Origin of the sequence: Elizabethkingia sp. YR214, assembly GCF_003058195.1 — a bacterium.
In the GTDB taxonomy this organism is placed as follows: domain Bacteria; phylum Bacteroidota; class Bacteroidia; order Flavobacteriales; family Weeksellaceae; genus Elizabethkingia.
Map to the genome: position 1 here is coordinate 342,371 of NZ_QBUH01000005.1, position 21,788 is coordinate 364,158.

Sequence of the window (21,788 nt, forward strand, 5' to 3'; positions counted from 1 at the left end):
AAGATATATTTTGAAGATCAATCTTAACCAAAATAAACACTTAAAAATATTCAAACTGGTCTCTGAAGCTGCAGAGAAAAATGCACAATCTGCTTATATTGTAGGTGGGTATGTCCGTGATTTGCTTATGCAACGGAAGGAACCAACAGATATCGATTTTGTAACGGAAAGCAGTGGAATTAAACTTGCAGAAACCGTAGCAGAAAATATTAATCCCAAACCTAAGGTTTCTATTTTCAAAACCTATGGTACTGCTATGATCAAGCACCAGAATCTCGATCTGGAATTTGTCGGAGCACGTAAAGAAAGTTATACTGAAAACAGCCGTAATCCGGAAGTAGAAATTGGGACTTTAGAAGATGACCAAAAACGCCGTGACTTTACCATTAATGCAATGGCAATATCTCTGGGAAAGGAAAATTTCGGAGAACTGATTGATCCTTTCAATGGGATGCAGGACTTAAGCGATAAAATCCTGCGTACTCCTTTGGAGCCTGTACAAACTTATTCTGATGATCCTTTGCGTATGATGCGTGCTATAAGATTTGCTTCTACTCTTAACTTTAAGATCGAAGAAAAGTCATTAAAGGCCATTAAGCAAGAGGCTAAACGCATAGAAATCGTATCTATGGAACGCATTATCACAGAGTTCAACAAAATAATGCTTTCCGAAAAACCATCAACAGGACTAAGTATTCTGGAAAAAACAGGGCTTTTCGATATTATTCTGCCTGAAATTACTGCTCTTAAAGGTATTGAAGAAATAGAAGGTCAAACACACAAAGACAATTTCTATCATACGCTGGAAGTTGTAGACAATATTTCTATAAATACAGACAATCTATGGTTACGCTGGGCTGCATTGCTTCATGATGTGGGAAAAGCACCTACCAAAAAGTTTACGCCTGAGCAAGGATGGTCCTTCCATGGTCATGAGTTTTTGGGTTCTAAAATGGTAAAAACCTTGTTTCAAAGGTTAAAACTTCCGTTAGGTACCGAAATGAAATATGTACAGAAAATGGTAAAGCTATCCTCCCGTCCTATTGCCCTAATTACGGATGATACATCCGACAGTGCATTAAGAAGACTTCTTTTTGATGCAGGTAAGGACCTTGAGGATCTTTTCACTTTGTGTAAAGCTGATATTACAACTAAAAATTCGAGTAAGCAAAAACGCTTCAAGAAGAATTTCGAGTACGTGGAGCAAAAGATAAAGGAAGTAGAAGAGAAAGATCATGTACGTAATTTCCAGCCTCCTATCTCCGGAGAGGAAATTATGGAAATGTTTTCTTTGAAGCCTGGTAAGGAAATCGGCATTCTGAAAGAAAAAGTAAAAGAAGCTATTCTGGAAGGAGATATCCCCAATGACAAAGAAGCTGCCAGAACTTTCGTTATAAAACAAGCTGCACTAATAGGTGTTGAAATAAAAGAATAAACAAATAAAGCGTTTCATAAATATGAAACGCTTTTTTTGTATTAAGACCAATATAAAAGCTTCAATGAGGCCGCTTCAAAAGGTATTATATAGAGCTTGGTCGAAATATTTCCATTCACAAAGTACTGATCTATCTTTAACAGACTTTTCTTAATGATTTTTATATTTTATAAGTAACAATATATAAATAAAACCTACTTATATAAAATAGTTAATATCATCATCTACAATCCATTATAGTAGAGAACACGAAAACACCAATATGAAAAGAATAACACTACTTATTATACTTTTAATTTCATTAAAAGTATATTCTCAAAATATAAACAAACAGAGAATAGATAGTTTAGTAAGCGTTGTTGAAAATAACAATCAAGGTCTAGGATCCATCTCAGTTTTTAAAAATGGCAACGAACTTTATAGCAGAACTTTTGGAACAATAAATGTAGACGCACTATCTCGAAACCCTGATTTAAAATATAATATTGGTTCTGTTTCTAAAATGATAACCGCTGCTTTAATATTTAAGTTGGTAGATAATCATAAAATTAAATTAGAAAATAAACTTTCATTATACTATCCGGCGATACCTAATTCAGAAAACATTACTATTAAAAATCTATTAGAGCACACAAGTGGGTTAAAAAACTTTATCGTAAAAAATGATAGTATCGCATGGCTAACAAAAAAAGTTTCCGAAAAAGAAATTATAGATGAAATTATACACCAAGGTATTGCATTCCAACCTAATGAAAAGGTACTTTATTCCAATTCGGGGTACTATTTACTTACAAATATTGTAGAAAAGCTCTATAAGTCAGACTATAGTACAATTCTAAAAAAAGAAATAATAAATCCTCTAAGACTCCGAAACTTTGCTTCATTCAATAATACAAATTATAACAATATTTCATTATCATATAACTATGATAATGGATGGAAAAAAATAGAAGATTTTTATTTTGGAAATGTAATAGGTGTAGGTGATATTGCATCAACAATGCATGATACGAATCTTTTTATTTCTAATTTATTTACAAATAAAATTCTTTCAGAAAAATCATTCCATAAAATGCTCCCTTCTGGTGAAGAATATTTTGGAAGAGGATTGATCAGTGTCTCATTTGGAGGTAATCAGTTATATGGTCATCATGGAGATACCTATGGTTCTCATAGTCTTGTATTATATGACCCCCAAAATAAAATAGCAATCTCTTTAGTCTTAAATGGAGAAAGGTTAAGCAAAGATGATTTTGTATTTTATCTCCTGAACATTATTTATAAAAATAAAAGAAAGCTATCCGAAAGACAGATTACCAAAAATCAGGCTAACTTATACGCAGGTTCTTACAGTTCTGCTGAATTACCTTTTAAACTAAAGATATACTACGAAAATAATTTTTTAAAAGCCGAAGCTACGGACCAGTCTGCTTTCCCTTTAGATAGAATCGGGGAAAATAAGTTTGAATATTTTTCTGCTGGAATAATTCTTGAATTTAAAACCTCTGAAAAAACGATGATCCTAAAACAAAGAGGACAGAAATACAAATTTGTCAAAGAATAACATGAATCACATTCAGAATATAATATCCGATACCGATCACAGACCCTGGGAATTACCAAAAGGAAAATGGCAGTATTATCAAGAGTGGAACGATGCTTTATTCTTGCATTTTGAAGTAGATTTCAGTCTTCTCAGAAAGCTTGTTCCTGATAATTTAAATATTGACAGCTTCGAAGGAAAATATTACATCTCTGTCGTCGCTTTCAAGATGGAAAAAATACGTCCAAGAAATCTTCCATCAATAGGTTTTATTTCAGATTTCTATGAAATAAATGTCCGTACTTATATAAACAATGATGATAAGCAGGGTGTGTATTTCCTCAATATTGAAGCTGAAAAACAACTTTCAGCTTTTGTAGCCAGAACGCTTTCTGGCCTCCCTTATGAGAAATCAAAAATAACGCGCAGTACAAATCTGTATAACAACAGAAATACAGAAAAAGAGTTCTCACTTGTGGCACATTTTGAACCTCATGAAAAAATAGGAAGTAAAACTGCATTAGATTTATGGCTAACAGAAAGATACTGTCTTTACCTTACCAAAGATCACAAAACCTTAAGGTATGATATTCACCATGCCGAATGGCCTTTGTATTCGGTGAACAAATCCGAAATTTCTTTAGACTATCGTTTCGGAACGATCAGCCTTAATGTAGAAAACATTATAGATTATCATTATTCTCCGGGAGTAAAAGTGCTTTCCTGGAAAGCAGAAATTCTGGATTAAATTCAAAATAAAACCCGCATCAGAATCTGATGCGGGTTTTTAATGTATCAATTAGAAATTAAAATTAAGTCTTGTAAACACATAGCGTCCATTCATTCCGAACTGCGATGTGGATCTGGTATATACAAACTGATCGTTGTTGGATGATACCGGAAGGTTTCTGGAAGGATAAACATCAAATACATTGTTAGCTCCCAATGTCAAACTAATGTTTTTGCTAAATCCATAAGCTACAGAAAGGTCAGTTATAACTCTATCAGACATAATCTGGTGAGTATCCGGTTGTACAATTACATCTGCCCCTGTAACCTTACCGTAATAAGTATTTCTTACATACACATCTAACTTACCAAATTGCAAAGTATGCGCAAGGCTGGCCTTCACCCTTGGCACCGCTTCTTCTAAATAAACTCTGGATTTTTCAGAAAAATACACATTGTCTAAACCAGCGTTATGCAATAGATCTGATGAATGAATATCTCCTACTCTTTTTGTTTTGTTCAGGTTAATAGCAAAATCATTTTTCAAAGAAAAGCCTGCTGTTTTATAGTTATGACTGATTACAACATCTACTCCACGGGTTTCAGTATCTATAGCATTAGCAAAAAACTGAGCTCCGTCAACACCTAAAGCATTCATAGTATTATTTACTTCTTGTTGCTCAGGAGTAAGATTTGTTCCTTTAAACTTAGAAAATAAGTCAGTAAGTACAATTCTATTCTTTACTTTAATCCAGTAACCATCAGCCGTAATATTCAGGTTTAATGCCGGGATTTTATAAGTAAATCCTGCACTTACAGACTGAGAAGTTTCCTGCTTTAGCTTCGGTATACCAAAACCTCTTGCAATTTGAGAATCATTACTAAATGTTCCTACTTCTTGAATTTCCCCTATTGGATTTCCAGGTATTGTAACATATAAACTTGATGTTGTATTATAATAAATCTGGTGGATAGATGGCGCTCTGAATCCTGTAGATCCGGCAAATCTAAAGTTAAGATCTTTAGTAAGCTTTATACGGGAAGCCAACTTGAAGTTAACTGTATTGCCGAAGTCTGAATAATTTTCATAACGCACAGCTCCGTCTACCAATAACCAATTGGTAAAGTTAACTTCTGCATCTGCATAAGCAGCATAAGAATTACGATTTTTACTTACTGCATTCACACTTCTGTATCCGCTAAATACTTGTGATCCTCCAGGCAATGCATTACCAAAAAAATCTGTTGGCCTTAGTTGATTTACATAGTCTGTAACCGGATTTCCATTAATATCATATGTAAGATAAGAAGCTGGCTCCCCTTCATTTATTTTAAAATTTTCGTGTCTTTGCTCACCACCAAAAGCAAAGTTTAATCCCTCAAAAACATCAAACTTTTTACTAAAGTCCAGATTAATGGTATTTTGTAAAAATCTAAGTCCCCCTGCTTTAAATTTACTTGGAGAATTAAATCTTAAACTGGTATTCCCTGTATTACTGATAGTATAATCAAAAGAGTTTTGCCCAAAAGTATTGCTAAAATCCACATTCCAGCCATCCCATGTTCCTTTCACACCTGCAGAAAGTGATACATCTTGTATATCTGTATTAATCTTAGGTAAATAACCATCTAAATAAAGCCCTGTAAATGTCCTGGACTGATTTGGCTTTCTGAAGAAACCTCCTGAAGTCCCGTATCTGTATCCATAACCACCGAATGTATATACTTTCCAGGTATCATTTAACGGGATTTCGGCATTTACAAAAATCTGATTGTTATTCAGTTTGGACTGCCCAACCCACATATTAAAGTCACGTTTGTCCTGTCCTCTGTAGGCTAGTTCCTGATCTGTATAATTATTTCCTAAAAGTCCCTGAAGTGCTGAAATACTACCGGCATTCTGAATTTGTTGCTGATAAGCATTATCAAAATAATTTACTTTTTGTGCATATTGTTTTATAACTCCAATCAATTGTTGCTGTTGCTGGTTGTTAAGCTGATCCATACGTGTAAAATATGATGAAAGGTTTACACCTCCTTCGGCTGCTCTCTTTTCGATAGCATTATAAGCATTGTATATATTTCCGCTTTCAACACCTGCACGGAAAGTAGGGTTCCTGTACTGGGAAGAAAAAGTTACATTAACAAACCCTCCTTTTCGGCCAACTTTAGCACCATAATTAAGGTCTACCTGAATCTGATCTCCATCCCAGTTCCCTGTATGATTCTTTGCTGCATCTGTTAAATAACCTCCATAGCTAACCTGCCCTGTAAGTTTCCCTGTATCTCTTTTTAACTGTAAGTTCATAACCCCTGCGATAGCATCTGATCCATATTGCGCAGAAGCACCATCACGCAACACTTCGATTCTGCTTAAAGCAAAAGAAGGGATTGCATTAAGGTCGGTTCCTACAGTACCTCTTCCGGGAGAACCATTTACATTGATTAAAGCTGAAGTATGTCGTCTTTTACCATTAACCAAAACCAAAACCTGGTCTGGCCCCAAACCTCTTAACTGTGCAGGATCCAGGTGGTCGGTACCATCTGCATTGGTTTGTACTGTAGACGTAAAAGATGGCGCTACAGCATTAAGAATCTGGTTAATATTGGTTTGTGGTAATACTAAAGATGTTTCTTTAAGATTGAAAACATCCACCGGAACCGGGCTATCTGCTTTAGACCGCCCTCCGGAACGTGAACCTACAATAACAACCTCGTCAATACTTTTATCTTTAAGGCTGTCTTTTTTTGTTTCCTGTCCGTATACTTGCCCAAAACCGACAAAAAACAGAACAGAAGCTGTAAGTACAACTCTGGATTTTTTTTCAGTCAAAATGTTTTTCTTTATCATATTCTAATATTTTTGGATTAAAAAACCTCATTAGTAAAGCTAATGAGGCATTGCATTATATCTTTACTTATTTTCCCTTTCGGCTGAATGTAACACCTTACCTTTCGGCAGGTTGTTAAGACTTCATCGGTTCAGTTCCCTCCGTCTTTCTTAATAAGCTATTAATTCTGTGAAATAATTTCGGTACAAAGATATAAAAAATCTAAAATACTACAAATTTGATAGGAGTTATTTTATTCTTTTATTTTTGATTTAAACTTTGACTGAAATTTATCCCATTCATCTCTCGTCTTTATCGTTTTATAAGCTTCCGTAGAAATAAGGCTCAGATATGGTTCCATTTCTTTCGGAGTAAAGAACCCCATAAGATTTGTAATCTGCATATAATCTTCGTCCATAAAAACTGTAGACGGATATGAGTATATATTCATGAATCGTGCAAACTCATGTTGTACTCCTCTGCCCGGTGTTTTTTTAAAATTAGGATTATCGAAATCTCTACCATTAAAAAATAATTTCTCTTTTCCTTCCGCATTGAATTTTACCGGGTAAAAATTATCATTGATAAATTTAGAAATAATTGGATTTGTATAAGTCTGATTGTCCATCATTTTACAAGGCCCACACCAGTCAGCATAAAAGTCAATCAGAATTTTCTTAGGCTTTTTCTTCATAGCGTCCATAGCATCCGCCATAGTCATCCATTTAACCTGACTATATCCAAAGCTTATAAAAAGTACACTGAAAAATAAAATTATTCTCTTCATCTTATTCAAATTTAGGCATTGTTATGAATATATTAACGCACTTCCTGCATTAATTTTTTCACCACAGGCGATATCAAAATCAATACCACTCCGGCTATTAATGCATAGATACCCAACATTTTATAACCTTCTGTATAAGTCAACAGTGATTCAGCCGGTGCTGCATTCTCTTTAGCCTGCGCCAATCCTGCACCAATAAGTCCAGCTACATACTGTCCATAGGCAGAAGCCAGAAACCACATTCCCATCATAATACCCTGCAGTCTTGCCGGAGATAATTTCGTCATAATAGACAATCCAATCGGTGACAAACAAAGCTCACCAAAAGTAATTACCAACATTGCCAGAGTAAATATATTAAGTGAAGAGATTCCGTTTACAGAAAAGAATCTTGTCGCAAATAATACATAATACCCTAATCCTAAAAATATAAAACCTAAACCAAACTTAATAATTGTATTAGGTTCAAATTTCTTTTTCCCTAACCATAACCATAATAGCCCAAATAAAGGCGCTAATAGAATAATGAAGAAAGCTCCGCCCGAATTATTCACCCCATTAGGGTCAACAGTAACTCCTAATAATGAATCGTTCAGATTCTTTGCAGCAAAAATACTTAGTGAGCCACCACTCTGCTCATAAATACCCCAGAAGATAATAGAGAACAGAATAAATACTAAAGCTGCGATCAACTTCATTCTTTCTTTAGCAGTTACTTTTGTCATTTCATAGAAAAGATAAAGCAAGGTCAATGGTCCGATTGTATACATAAAATAGTCAGTATACTCAGTTTTGGAAACCATAATCTGGATCAAAGGAATAAATAATAATGTACCAGCGTACACAGCATATTCAGACCACTTAGGTAGTGGTTTTGATTTTACTATTGCGTCAGGGTGTCCCGGTTGTAATCCAATAGGACCTAAACGGCGTTTTGTAAAATTAAAGTTAATAAGACTAATCAACATTCCTACTGCCGCCAGTCCAAAGGCTACATTCCAACGGTGTGGTTCTTCGATTATGGAAGACAGCATATAGCCTTTTCCTATGGCTACACATATGTAGCCTCCAAGGAAAGCACCAAGATTAATCCCAGCATAAAACAAAGAGAAACCCGCGTCTGTACGATGGTCTCCCTCTTTATAAAGTTCTCCTACCATTGTGGAGATATTCGGTTTGAAAAATCCTGTACCAATAATAATAAAGGCCAGACCGAAAAAGAAAAATTTGTGGGGATCTATTGCCAGAAGGACACTTCCTACAATCATTAAAGAACCTCCCCAGAATAAAGATTTGCGGAAACCTAATATCTTATCCGCAAAAAGTCCGCCTACAAATGTAAACGCATATACAAAAGCTTGTGTAGCTCCATACTGAAGGTTAGCCTGCACTTCTGCAAAATTTAGCTGGTGAATCATAAAAAACACCAACATCCCCCTCATTCCGTAGAAACAAAAACGTTCCCACATTTCAGAAAAGAAAAGACTCCAAATCTGTCTTGGATATTTGCCTTTAAAATCCTGAATTTGCTCTAATGTTAAACTCATTAATCATTACATATTTAATTAATCTCCGTGAAGTTGTTTTTTTTGATAAAAAACAATCTGACCAAATTACGAAAAAACCTCTGATTGCTCAGAGGTTTTTATAATTATATTGCCATGAAATAGTATAATCTTATTTTATACCATTCATCATTTTCTTTAAAAGAGGAGATATTAAAGCTAATATTACAGATGCAATACCACATAATACCACAAAAACCATAAAGAATTCGAATAAGTTATGGATTTCAAATCCGGCAAATGTATGATTCTCCAAAGGAATTTGATTCTTTGTCAGTAAATCAGTTTGCGCTGCTGTAAGGGTAACTTTTTTATCTAAAACATCCTGAAGATTAACTCCTAGCTCTTGTGCTTTTTTAAATTTATCTCCTGTTGCCGGAAGAATAGATCCTAAGATACCTGCCAAAGCATATCCTGCAGCATTGGAAATAAAGAATACACCATATAACAATGAAGCAAATCTTTTAGGTGCTAATTTACCTACCAAAGAAAGGCCAATTGGTGACAAACAAAGCTCTCCACAAGTCTGAATAAAATATAGTAATATTAACCACTTAATCGCTAATAAACCTGAACTTCCAAGATCTTTAACATTGTATGCTATAATAAAGTAAGATAATGCTATTAATGCAAGTCCAAAAGCCTGTTTCAATGGGGAAACAGGTTCCTTACCTGAAGCTCTTAATTTATCCCATAGCAAACTAAAAGGTACAGCTAAGATTACGACAAATATACCGTTAAAGATTTGTACCATAGAAGCTGGCATTTGCCATCCGAATAAGAATGTTCTGTCTGTTTGGTTAGAAGCAATAAAGGTTAAGGAAGAACCAGCCTGCTCAAATGCTGCCCAGAAGAAGATAATAAAGAATGAAATAATATATATTACTAAGATTCTTTGAGTTTCAACTTTTGTAAGAGTTTTATCCAATAAAATAAGAACGGCCAATGATATTCCCGAAGCATAAATAATAGGATAAATAATACCTTTTACTAACGTCCCAATCTCGAAGCTGCTAAAGAATATTTCATCTACTAAAAGGTATCTGAATCCGAAGAATAATGCTACTAAAAGCACAAGGAAAACTGCTAAAGATGAACCTGTGAACTTTGCCTGTTCTACAACTTCACCATCTGCGGCATTCTTTGAAGGAAGGCCTCCAATAGGTTTACCTTCCGGTGTTATAACATATTTATTTTTAAGAATAAAGAACAGTATAGTTCCCAGCATCATAGCAATACCTGCCATTAGATATCCCCATTTGAATGCATGCACATCTTGTTTACCATCTGTAACTACATCTGCAAACATTGGTACAAAATACTGGCTTAAAAGTGCACCGATATTAATACCCATGTAGAAAATAGTAAATGCTGAGTCCAGCTTTGTTTTTTCTTGTGGTGGATATAAACTTCCTACCATTGAAGAAATATTCGGTTTAAAGAAACCATTTCCGAAGATAATGACAAGTAGCCCTAGCCAGAATACATTTTTAGAAGATTCCAAACCTGTATCAAAAATACAAGCACTATAAAACAATAATAGCTGTCCTACAGCCATTAGAGAACCACCTAAAATAATACAATTTCTGTTACCTAAATACTTATCGGAAATAAATCCGCCTAAAAGCGGTGTTAAATAGCAAAGTGCTAAGAAACCTCCATAAATGATCGAAGCATTTGATTCGCCAAGCATAAGAGCGTGAACCATGAAAAGCGTGAGAATAGCACGCATTCCGTAGAAGTTAAAACGCTCCCACATTTCTGTGCCGAACAATACCCATAAACCTTTTGGATGTCTCGACTGAGATTGAACTGTCTCCATATTTTATTTAATGTTAACTTTTGTTAAGATGAGCAAATATAGTTTTTTTTAGTAAGTAAGCCGGAATAATATTCAATATACACGTTGCTGTAATAACTTTATAGTTAATTATATTCCGGAAAAAGCTATATAAAAAGAAAAAAACCATCTTTTATTTCGGATGGTTTTTATCCGGACAATTTTTAGTTTAGTCCTTTCTCTTTCATTACTTTATTTAAAAATTTCAGCATTAATAGGCCTATAAAAAAGGCGAAAATTAACAGTCCGAAATTAACTAAGAAATAGTATTCTTTATTTTCGTAGTTGTACCATGTACTTGCCAAAATACCGGAAAGCTTGTTTCCTACAGAGTTAGCCAGGAAGAAACCACCCATCATTAAGGCTGTAATCCTTGGTGGAGAGAGTTTGGATACTACTGACAGTCCCATTGGAGAAAGGCATAACTCCCCTACGGTTACCACCCCGTAGCTGGCCACCAGCCATAATGCAGAAACTTTTATTTCACCATTACTTCCTACATAAGCGGCTCCTACCATTACCAGACAGGATAATGCCGTAATAAATAGCCCCAGTACAATTTTAGTCGGCGTGGATGGCTCTTTGCCCTTTCGGCGTAATAATGTCCAGAAGCCAACAACAACAGGAGTCAGTACAATAACCCAGAATGGATTAATCGACTGGAACAATTCTGTATTATAGAGGAAAACATTCTGTTTATCCGCAGGTGCAGCTTCAAGTTCAGCCCGTTCTTCAGGGGAAATATTTTTAAAGTAAACATCTTTACCTTGCTCTTTTACAGTCTTTCCATCTGCATCCTTCTTTGCCCGGAATTGTTCATCGTATGCTGTAACTTCTTTGGTCTCATAGCTTTTAGTTTCGACCAGATAAATATTTTCTAATGGTTTTTCAGCGGCAGCAGGAACTGTTCTGTCGGTATAGTAATTAGCCCAACGGGTAAGTGCCGTCCCATTCTGCTTGAAGATTGCCCAAAAGAACATCGAAACCATAAAGATTAGTAACAGTGCTCCAATAGGTCTTTTTTCATCCGACTTCGCTTTGAAGTACAATGAAATATAAAAATAGATTACAGGTACACATGCAAAAATAAATGCATCTGTATTATCGCTTCCAAAGATATTTCCCGGAATAACCCAACCTATAACACCAGCAATAATTGCAGGTACAAATACTTTTATCAGTACATCGGATATTTTGGTATCTCCTTTTTCAGCAGGCTTCATTTCAGTAGCCTGACGGATATGCTTTCTACCTAAACTGAAAATTATCAAACCTAGTAACATTCCTACCCCTGCAGTAATAAAAGCTTCGCCCCATCCAAATTTATTTCTCATAAAGGCTGCAATAATATTACAGATAAATGCTCCGATATTAATCCCCATATAGAAGATATTATAACCCGAGTCTTTATTTGCTTTGTAAGGCTCCTCGCTATAAAGGTTCCCCAATACAGTAGAAATTGTTGGTTTAAAGAAACCATTTCCAATAATAATTAGTGCCAGAGAGGTGTAAAATAATCCTGGCTCTTTAAAGAGTCCCAGTCCTATATATCCTGCAGCCATTAAAATTCCGCCCAGATAGATAGATTTTATATATCCTAAAACACGGTCAGCCAGAAAACCTCCCAAAAACGGTGTAAGATATGTTAATGCAATATAAGTCCCGAAAATATCGTCGGCCATTTTATCAGGAAAACCTAGTCCTCCTTTTGCCCCTTCCGGGTCAATCATGTATAGTACGAAAATTCCAAGGATCAGGTAATAACCAAAACGTTCCCACATTTCAGTAAAAAATAAGTAGGGTAAGCCTTTAGGATGCTTGCTCTTCATTCTTTTAATTTTTAGTTTACAGTAAATATTTACATTGGACAATATGCAGCCAACAATGTATTGTTTCCAAATCAGAACATACGGTAAGAGTTATAGAATATATTCTGTATCCTACCGCACGTTTATTTTGTACTTTTAAAGATTTTCCAAAATATAATTGGTCATCTTTTCATACAATTGCGGACGTGTATTACCTCCGTAAATTCCATGGTTCTTATCCGGATAAGCCATGAAGTCGAATTGCTTCTTATTCTGAATCAATGCTTCGGAGAATTCCATAGAATTCTGAAAATGTACATTATCATCAGCTGTACCATGAATTAATAAGAACTTCCCTTTTAATAGTTTTGCATATGTTGTAGGAGAATTCAGGTCGTAACCATCTTTGTTCTCCTGAGGTGTCTGTAAGAATCTCTCGGTATACACACTATCATAGAATCTCCAGTTGGTTACCGGTGCTACCGCAATCCCCATTTTGAAAACATCTGCACCTTTCGTCATTGCCAAAGAAGCCATATAGCCACCAAAGCTCCATCCGAAGATACCGATTCTGGATTTATCTACATAAGACTGATTACCTAGCCATTTTGCAGCAGTAATCTGGTCTTCTATTTCGTATTTACCAAGATTTTTATAAGTAACTTTTTTGTATTTCGTTCCACGGAAACCTGTTCCACGTCCATCTACACAGACTACAATATAGCCTTTTTGTGCCAGCATGTCGAACCAGATACCATTACCTCCATCCCAGCTGTTAGATACCTGCTGAGAACCTGGCCCTGAATATTGGAACATAAATACAGGGTATTTTTTAGCAGGATTGAAATCTTTAGGTTTAATAACCCATGCATTCATTTGATCTCCCGCTGTATTTGGTATTGAAATGAATTCCTTATTCAGGAAGTTATCTGTTTTTAGCTTACCCAGTAAGTCATTATTGTTTTGTAATTCTTTTACATCTTTTCCGTTAGCATCCTTTAGCACATAACTGGTCGGAACTTTTGCTGTAGAAGATGTATTGATAAAGTAATCAAAGGTTTTGCTGAAAGCAGCGCTGTTATTTCCTTCCGCATTGGAAAGTAGCTGCGTTTTCCCGGAACTGATATTTAATTTGGAAACTACTTTGTTTATGCTTCCCTTCTCAGTTGTCTGTATGTAAGCCTCTTTTGTTTTAGGATTGTAACCATAGTAATTGATAATCTCCCAATCTCCTTTAGAGACTTGTTTTTTTAATTTTCCGTTAGCATCATACAAGTAAAGATGTCTGTGTCCGTCTCTCTCAGAAGCCCAAAGGAAAGAATTATCATCCAGAAACTCCATCGTTAGATTATCGGTTTCTATCCAGGCAGCATCGGTTTCTGTAAACAACTTATTTACAGAAGCTGTTTTTGTATTTACTCTCAGAAGATCGACCTTATTCTGATGTCTGTTGGATGTTGCTACAACAATTTCATCACCAGCATTTGTCTGGAATATTTGTGGGATATAATAGTTCTCAAAGCTGCCTAAGTTCAGCTGAGTAGTTTTTCCTCCCGCTAACTGATATAAATGAGCCGTTACAGCTGAGTTTTCCTCTCCTGCTTTCGGATATTTATAAGTCATCATCTTTGGATAAAGATTCTGGTAATAGATAGGTATATTAATTTCCGGAACTTTACGCTCATCGAATCTTACAAATAAAATAGCGTCTCCGGCTTTGTTCCACTGGTAGTAATCCGGGTGTCCGAATTCCTCTTCATATACCCAGTCTCCAAGACCATTAATGATTTCATTTTTCTTACCATCATTGGTAATCTGAGTGATCTTACCACTATTCAGATCCTGATAGTAAAGGTTGTTTTCTGCAATAAAAGCTACTTTGCTTCCGTCCGGAGAAAACTTCGGTTCCTGAATCCATTTATCATCGTTTAGGCTTACCACCTTACCTGATTTCAGATCTTTAACATCGAATTTCCCAAGAAAAGAATGTCTGTAGATAGGTTCACTGCTTTTTTGCAATAATATTTTAGATTCATCATTAGAGAAAGTATAACCCTCGAACCTGCCATCTACAATATTTCTCTCTTTCTGAGAGGTTTTATAAGAGTATTTAGCTATTCCTGCGGGCTCAATTGTTGCATAGTTTTCTCCGTCATTTAATGATGCTATTCCTGTAATACCCTTTGCACGGTAATATCCGGAATAGATTTTGTCCAGAGTAATTTCCTGCGCCGACACCCCATGAAAGGCAACAACCGCAATACTTAGCAAACCAAAAATCTTCTTCTTCATATTATTTATTGATTTTTTTAACTAAAAGTTCGTAAATATAAGCTTTTTAGCAAACATGCTAAAACACTGAATAAAGCTCTTTTAAACATTAATATAATCACAAAATAAGACAAGAATAATTGCTTTGTCTTTAACAAAAAAATATATTTGTAGATAAAGACTTTACTAACCATGAAAAAAATTATTCTATCACTCTTACTATGCTCTTCTTTGGGAGCAGCAGCTCAGGACTATATTCCGCCTAAAGAGCAGGAAGTACAGCAGAAGCTAAAACAATGGCAGGACAAAAAATTTGGTATTATAATTCATTGGGGACTTTACAGTATTCCCGGAATTGTAGAATCCTGGAATCTTAGTTCTGAAGAAGAAGACTGGATTCCCCGGCCAAAAGACACTAACTACGACGATTATAAGAAATGGTATTGGGGGCTCAGCAAGCAATTTAATCCGGTAAAATTCAATCCGGAAGCCTGGGCAAAAATGGCTAAAGATGCGGGTATGCAATATGTTGTATTTTCCACCAAGCATCACGACGGATTCAATATGTTTGATACCAAACAAACTGACTTTAAAATAACCAATCCCGAGGTTCCTTTTTCTAAAAACCCTAAAAGCAATATTGCTAAAGAGGTATTTAATGCTTTCAGAAAAGAGGGATTATGGGTTGGCGCTTATTTCTCTAAGCCCGACTGGCATTCGGAAAACTATTGGTGGCCATATTATGCTACATCCAACAGAAATAACAATTATAGTATAGATAAAAACCCTGAACGCTGGAATGCCTTCAAACAATATACCTATAATCAGTTGGAAGAACTTGCTTCTCAGTATGGCAAACTCGACTTGTTCTGGCTGGATGGCGGCTGGGTAAGGCCTTCTAATCCGGAAAAATATAAAGGAGATAAAAGCTATAAAGGAAGTCAGGATATCAACATGGATAAGATAGCGGGTATGCTTCGTGGGCACCAAAAGGATCTTATTATTGTAGACCGTTCGGTACATGGCATCTATGAAAACTATACAACTCCCGAAAGAGAGATTCCGGAAAAGCCATTAAACTATCCGTGGGAGGCTTGCGATCCTCTGGGCGATAACTGGGGATACGTTCCCAATGATCCTATGAAATCGACGAATAAGGTTATCCATACATTAGCCGAAATTATTTCCAAAGGCGGTAATTATCTTTTGGGAATTGGCCCGGACGGAAATGGTGAATTTGATCCAAGAGTAACCAAGACATTAAAGGAAATTGGTAGCTGGATGAAAACAAATGGTGAGGCTGTCTATGGAACAAAGCCAGTTGCTCCTTATGCCGAAGATAATTTCCGCTTCACTCAAAAAGGAAATGCTGTTTATGCTTTTTATCTTGTTCCGGAAAATAATCTTCAACTGCCACAAAATTTACAATTCTCTTTTCCTAAAAAGTTTAGGAAGATTTCTGTTTTAGGAAATAACAAAGCTGTAAAATTTGAACAAAAGGGTAATAATATCAGTATCCAAACTTCCGATATCAAACAACAGCCACATGCTGTAGTTTTCAAAATGGAATAAATCAGAAACTATATGATTTTGGAAAACCCTGTCAAGGTTCTATATCTTGACAGGTTTTTTTATATAGGATCTTAAACCTTAGTTGTACTGATACTATACTCTTCGACTACGCTCAGAGTGACAGCAGGTTATAAACTACGTAGATTCGTTATTTTTTTACTTATCCGGTAATATTTGCACCTCGCACTTCTAACTTCGTATTTAGAAGTACTTAGAAAAGGTATTCCACAATCCCAAACCACAAGAGTATTGAGAAGAAACCTACTACGATGCTAATTCCGATAATCAGATTGGTGAGTTTTGTATTGAGCTTGAATTGTTCGGCAATGATACTGGAAGAGATTAATGTAGGCATAGCAGATTCCAGAATACTAACTTTCGCTACATTTCCTTTTATTCCGAAAAGTAATGCTAATCCCAATACAACAGCTGGCGCCAGCAAAAGTTTGTAAAACATAGAGGTAGAAATCTGTGGAATAAGTTTTTTCCAACCATTAAATTTTAATTGCAGACCTACAGAAAATAAGGCCAATGGACCTACAGTAGCTGCAAGCTTATCAAAGAAAGGTTCTACCGGTTCCAGATTCACAACCTGTGAGAGAATAAGAGCGCTAATGCAACCTAAAAATGGTGGAAAAGTAAATAAACGTTTGAGTATAAATTTAGCACTTATAGTTCCGGATGAGCTTCCGCCTCTTAAAGCCGCTATAATCCCTAGTGTAGAAAGCGCCAGAAACATAGTTTGGTCGCAGATAATAGCAATACTAAGCAATCCTTCTCCATATAATGCACTAATAAGAGGAAAACCTATAAAGGAAGTATTACTATAACCACTTGCCAATTCCAGCGTACTTCTGGATCTTGCGGAGTAACCTTTTTTCTTACTGTACAACAGCATAAAAAACCAACTGCCTATAGCGATAAGAAAAGTAGAAACTATGGGAAATAGCATTTCCTGTGACCACTGAACTTTTGGAAGATATTTAAAAGAAACTGCCGGAAGGGCAATATAAAGAATCCAGGTATTGATACCTTTGTGTGCGTCAGGATGAATGGACTTAGTAGCTTTAAAAATCATCCCCGCTAAAATACAAACCACAATCAGCACAAAATTAATCATCACGTATTTTTAAAGTGCAAAGGTACTTCAGACATTTAAATAATTCCCAAAAACAGTATCGATATTTTATAAAAAACACATTACCTATTTCAATCATTTTTCTGCCTGATTTTATATTTTAATATTCGTCACTAGCTTGGTTTATTATTAATCCACTGAAACATAATACTCATGAATATTGAGTGTGTTTTTTTGAAAAAACCATCCTTACAAAATCCACAAACCAATATTCTGTTTATTTATCAGAAGCCAATAGTATTGCTATTTTCAAAGAAAAAGCCTCACCAATCTACAGATCAGTGAGGCATTATTTCTTGTAATTTCTTTTATTTTAAGCTTTTAATCCAGTTTACTTTTTAGTATCCCAAAGGCTCATTATTTCTATTTTTTCTAAAGGCTTACTTAGTGTAATTCTTTTCTTTGTATTTGGCATCAGATCGAAGAAATTATCACTAAACTGAGTATCACCCATCAGGTAAATATCTTTCGCCAGAACATCTGTTGAAACTTCAATTTCGGTAGCCGAAATCTTTTTAACTGTAATATTCGGTTTCGTTAGTTTCAAATCTTTAGGCAGAACGAAGTAAAAATTATTTTCAGCCAGCTGATGATCATTTTCATCTATTAACGATAATTTTAGAAATACATCATTTTTCGATAAATCAGGAATTAAATTGTCTACTTCAATTGGTTCAAATTTGATAATATCGTCTAATACTTTTCCTGTTGGTACAGTAGTAATTTCATTTAAAATGTTTCCATCAAATTTAATAACCTGAATTTCAACCCTAACATCATTAAATTTTTTCAGACCGTCATTAACAGCATAAAAATTTAAAATACCTTTTTTTTCTTCTGCAAAAATGGCCTGTTGCTCAAAACTTCTTTTGATCTGATAATGTGCTGCTTTCCAATTTCCAAGATAATCTATTGACGACCACGATACCACTGGCCAGCAATCATTAATCTGCCAGTATAACGATCCCATATTGTAAGGCTTTGCACGGCGGTGTGCCTCAATAGCAACCTGCATTGCACGCGCCTGTAATAGCTGAGAAAGATAGTTGTATTTTACAAGATCGGTTTGTGGAGTATAATATCTCGCCATGTAGCCATCAATAATCTGCCAGCCTCTTGCATGCTTTTCATGTGCTTTGATTACTGGATTCTGCAAACTTAAATCTGCTTTACCCGAGAACATCGATTTTACAGCTTCCATACTTGGCATTCCCTGCACTCCGTACTCGGAAGCAAAACGTGGAACTTTTTCTTCATACATTTCGAAAGGCTGCTCTCCCCACCATACACCCCAGTAATGGGAATCGCCTTTGGTAAGACTTTCTTTATGCCCCCAACCTATTGATGGTGAACTTGGCCAGTAGATATTATTTCCCGGAGCTAATGTTTCGTTTAATGTCTGTGGAATAACCTCATGAAAGACTTTGCGGTAATCTCTCCACACTTGCAAAGAATCTTCTTTGGTGTATTTAAACTGCTTCTGATAACCCCAATTTACAATAGCTTCATCTACTTCGTTATTTCCACACCACAAAGCAATAGACGGGTGATTTTGTAAACGTCTTACCTGATATTTCACCTCTTCTTTTACATTTTCTGTAAAGGCATCATCCGATGGATAAAAACTTCCGGCAAACATAAAGTCCTGCCATACCAATATTCCGTTTTCATCACATGCCTTATAAAATGCTTCATCTTCATAAACTCCGCCGCCCCAGATACGAATCATATTCATATTAGCATCTTTAGCATCTTTTACCAGTTTATAATATTTCTCTTTAGTTATCCTTGGCAAAAAGCTATCTGCCGGAATCCAATTGGTTCCTTTTGCATAAAGCGGTTTTCCATTTACAAGGAAATAGAATGATTTACCTTTAGCATCTTTTTCCTGAACAAGCTTTACCGTACGGAAACCATGTCTTAAGCTTTCTTCATCCAGTTTTTTTCCTTTCTCCGTCAATACAACTTTAAAGTCGTATAATTCAGCTTTTCCCCATCCACTAGGTTGCCATAATTTTGGATTTTTAACTTCATATGGTACAGAAATTTTGTTCAGTCCCTTTTGTAATCTAAACGCTTTTGGATTCAGACCGTTTATTGCCAATTGATAATCTCCTAGCTTATTTGCAAAAACTTCTATATTAAACGATAGTTGCCCTTTAGTTGTAGTCAATGATTTTTGTTCCAGCTGAATATTCTGAATTTTAGCATTGTTCCAGAAGTTAAGTTTCACATCCTTCCATATACCTGCTGTTACCAGGCGTGGTCCCCAGTCCCATCCAAATTGGTACTGCGCCTTACGAACCATACTTCTTGGGCTTTCCGGCAGTTTAAATGCTACTTTCTTAGCCAGTTCATTTCCTACATTTACGCTGGATTTAAATTTTATTTGTAAAACATTATCTCCCTTTACCAGTATACCTTTTACAGGGACAATCCACTGGCGGAACATATTATCGGTCTTCTGAATCTGTTTCCCGTTCAGAAAAACCTCAGCATAAGTATCCAGACCATCGAAGATAAGCTCTGCCTGCTCATTTTTAAGTTCTGCATCGGAAACTTTGAAAGTTGTCTGATAATCCCAGTTTTCCGTTTCTATCCACTGTACTTCCTTTTCATTTTCATCCAGATATGAATCCGGAATTTTGTTATTTGACATAAGATCGGTGTGCACAGTTCCGGGCACCGAGGCAGTAAGCCAGTTAGCTTCTTTTGCATTTTTGAACTTCCAGTTCTCCCCGGAAAGACTTCTTGTGGTCTCTTGTCCAAACCCTTTTGACATCAATCCCAATGTCATTAACAAGTAAATACGCTTCATAATTGATGGATGAAGCACGAAAATAAGGAGTTTTACTGTAAAATAAAAGGACTACAGCAGAATGGAGGATAATTAGAAAAAATATTCCGCTATTTTATTGTAATCTTTTAGTTTTAAGTTTAACTCCCGTGGAAATAATAGTAAGGTCATATTTCTGACTCTGAGTATTTATGGAGAAATTATAACTATCCTGAGAAGAAGGATTGTCAAAAAAAGTAGTCTCAGTATCAGGATATAAAATTGTTTTCTCATTGTCCTTGTCAGTGATCACTAACTTATGGTTCACTAAAGAGAAAGTAAAAACTTGTGAAGGATCTGCTTCTAAAGCATATTTGCCTGTATAACGTTGTAAAATATTATCCGGCAGTGTAATTGCATTACGCTCTGTCTTTTCAGGAATCTTATAAGGCTTATTTTCCATCAGATTTATAATATCTGTAGTAACCTGCTGAAAAGGGATATCTGTATAATTTGATGTAAAAATAAAGGTTATACCTGATGATAGATTTTGGTAATAATATGCTCTATATCCCGGTCTTCCTCCTGCCTGAGTCAGAATATTTTCTTTCTCATACATTTTCAGAGCCAGTTCTTTTTTCAGAAATTTCCCTGAAAGTATCTGTTTACTAAAATTATATAAATCGGTAACGGTTGAAAAATAATTACCAGTCTCAAAACGATTAATATTTTCTTTAGAAACAGGGGTTATTTTTCCATTCTCCAAATTATAACCATATGCAAAATGATCAATTTTATTTACTGCATTGAATTCACCGGTATTCTTCATCTGATATTCCTGCAAGATATTTTTATTCATAAAATTCCAATAATTGCCAGATACTTTATCAATTATATAATGAAGTAATAAGTATCCTATATTCGAATAAAGAGTTTGTGTACCTGGTTCAAATTGTAATTTTTCTTTTCGGGCCAACTCTATAGTTTGTGCCATTGAGATATTTTCATATTTTTCATAATCTTTCAGCTCTCTTGGCAGGCCAGATTGATGATATATAAGCTGCTCAATGGTAATTTTATTTCCATATTCAAATCCAGAAATATACTTATCCAGCTTATCCGATAACTTTAGTTTATTTAGCTCTGCAAGCTTTAGTATAGCATATTTTACAAATATTTTAGAGACAGATGCTATAATAAATTTGCTATCCTTTTCTATTTTCAATCCATTTACATTCTCAGCAATATTATATGATTTATCCAGAAGGATATTAGTTTTTCTGGCAACAATAACATTTCCATTAAAGTTTTTTATTGCTGTTAAAGCTGTGAAATATTCGTCCAGTTTTTCACTATCGGTTTTTGATTGCGCAATAATATTATTGATGTATACTCCAATAAAAAGCATCAATAAGAAAAGGGGCTTTTTCATACTAATATTATGTATTTGTTTTTTAACTCTACTATTATGTTTACAAATGAGTTAATTCACA

Annotated in this window: 13 protein-coding genes and 1 riboswitch; of the genes, 4 read left to right on the top strand and 9 right to left on the bottom strand. The window is 35.2% G+C overall.

Annotated features, from left to right (window positions below):
- The first annotated feature begins 10 nt into the window (after nt 1-10).
- The 3 genes from C8J95_RS12330 (at nt 11) to C8J95_RS12340 (ending at nt 3,726) form a co-directional block, all read left to right on the top strand.
- Entirely contained in the window at nt 11-1,435 is a 1,425-nt protein-coding gene (locus C8J95_RS12330; RefSeq protein ID WP_107808598.1) for a CCA tRNA nucleotidyltransferase, read from the top strand.
- Between the two features lie 262 nt (nt 1,436-1,697).
- The gene (locus C8J95_RS12335; protein WP_107808599.1) at nt 1,698-2,999 is read left to right on the top strand and encodes a serine hydrolase; all 1,302 of its coding nucleotides are present in this window, start codon (nt 1,698-1,700) and stop codon (nt 2,997-2,999) included.
- A gap of 1 nt (nt 3,000) precedes the next feature.
- Complete coding sequence (locus tag C8J95_RS12340) at nt 3,001-3,726, top strand: YqjF family protein (RefSeq protein WP_107808600.1); 726 nt, start codon at nt 3,001-3,003, stop codon at nt 3,724-3,726.
- 51 nt (nt 3,727-3,777) lie between these two features.
- Here C8J95_RS12340 and C8J95_RS12345 read toward each other — a convergent pair whose 3' ends face one another.
- The 6 genes from C8J95_RS12345 to C8J95_RS12370 form a co-directional block, all read right to left on the bottom strand.
- Complete coding sequence (locus C8J95_RS12345) at nt 3,778-6,558, bottom strand: TonB-dependent siderophore receptor (protein ID WP_107808601.1); 2,781 nt, start codon at nt 6,556-6,558, stop codon at nt 3,778-3,780.
- A 64-nt stretch (nt 6,559-6,622) separates the two neighbouring features.
- A riboswitch (SAM riboswitch) is annotated at nt 6,623-6,718 on the bottom strand.
- A 73-nt stretch (nt 6,719-6,791) separates the two neighbouring features.
- Complete coding sequence (locus C8J95_RS12350) at nt 6,792-7,325, bottom strand: thioredoxin fold domain-containing protein (RefSeq protein WP_107808602.1); 534 nt, start codon at nt 7,323-7,325, stop codon at nt 6,792-6,794.
- 32 nt (nt 7,326-7,357) lie between these two features.
- A complete protein-coding gene (locus C8J95_RS12355) occupies nt 7,358-8,872 on the bottom strand; it encodes a peptide MFS transporter (RefSeq protein WP_107808603.1) in 1,515 nt (504 codons plus the stop codon).
- Nucleotides 8,873-9,002: 130 nt separating this feature from the next.
- Nucleotides 9,003-10,712: a peptide MFS transporter gene (locus C8J95_RS12360; RefSeq protein ID WP_107808604.1), complete on the bottom strand. Its 1,710-nt coding sequence runs from the start codon at nt 10,710-10,712 to the stop codon at nt 9,003-9,005.
- Between the two features lie 182 nt (nt 10,713-10,894).
- The gene (locus C8J95_RS12365) at nt 10,895-12,559 is read right to left on the bottom strand and encodes a peptide MFS transporter (RefSeq protein ID WP_107808605.1); all 1,665 of its coding nucleotides are present in this window, start codon (nt 12,557-12,559) and stop codon (nt 10,895-10,897) included.
- 135 nt (nt 12,560-12,694) lie between these two features.
- Nucleotides 12,695-14,830 carry a S9 family peptidase gene (locus C8J95_RS12370; RefSeq protein WP_107808606.1) on the bottom strand — a complete coding sequence of 712 codons (2,136 nt, stop codon included), beginning with the start codon at nt 14,828-14,830 and terminating at the stop codon, nt 12,695-12,697.
- A gap of 171 nt (nt 14,831-15,001) precedes the next feature.
- Between C8J95_RS12370 and C8J95_RS12375 the strand changes: the two genes are divergently transcribed.
- A complete protein-coding gene (locus tag C8J95_RS12375; protein WP_107808607.1) occupies nt 15,002-16,381 on the top strand; it encodes an alpha-L-fucosidase in 1,380 nt (459 codons plus the stop codon).
- A gap of 211 nt (nt 16,382-16,592) precedes the next feature.
- Here the strand turns inward: C8J95_RS12375 and C8J95_RS12380 are convergent, their stop codons facing one another.
- The 3 genes from C8J95_RS12380 to C8J95_RS12390 form a co-directional block, all read right to left on the bottom strand.
- The gene (locus C8J95_RS12380) at nt 16,593-17,501 is read right to left on the bottom strand and encodes an AEC family transporter (protein WP_107808608.1); all 909 of its coding nucleotides are present in this window, start codon (nt 17,499-17,501) and stop codon (nt 16,593-16,595) included.
- A 349-nt stretch (nt 17,502-17,850) separates the two neighbouring features.
- Nucleotides 17,851-20,337 (bottom strand): glycoside hydrolase family 2 protein, encoded by a 2,487-nt coding sequence (locus tag C8J95_RS12385; protein ID WP_255412797.1) that lies wholly within the window; start codon nt 20,335-20,337, stop codon nt 17,851-17,853.
- Between the two features lie 94 nt (nt 20,338-20,431).
- The gene (locus tag C8J95_RS12390; protein WP_107808610.1) at nt 20,432-21,727 is read right to left on the bottom strand and encodes a serine hydrolase; all 1,296 of its coding nucleotides are present in this window, start codon (nt 21,725-21,727) and stop codon (nt 20,432-20,434) included.
- Nucleotides 21,728-21,788 lie beyond the last annotated feature (61 nt).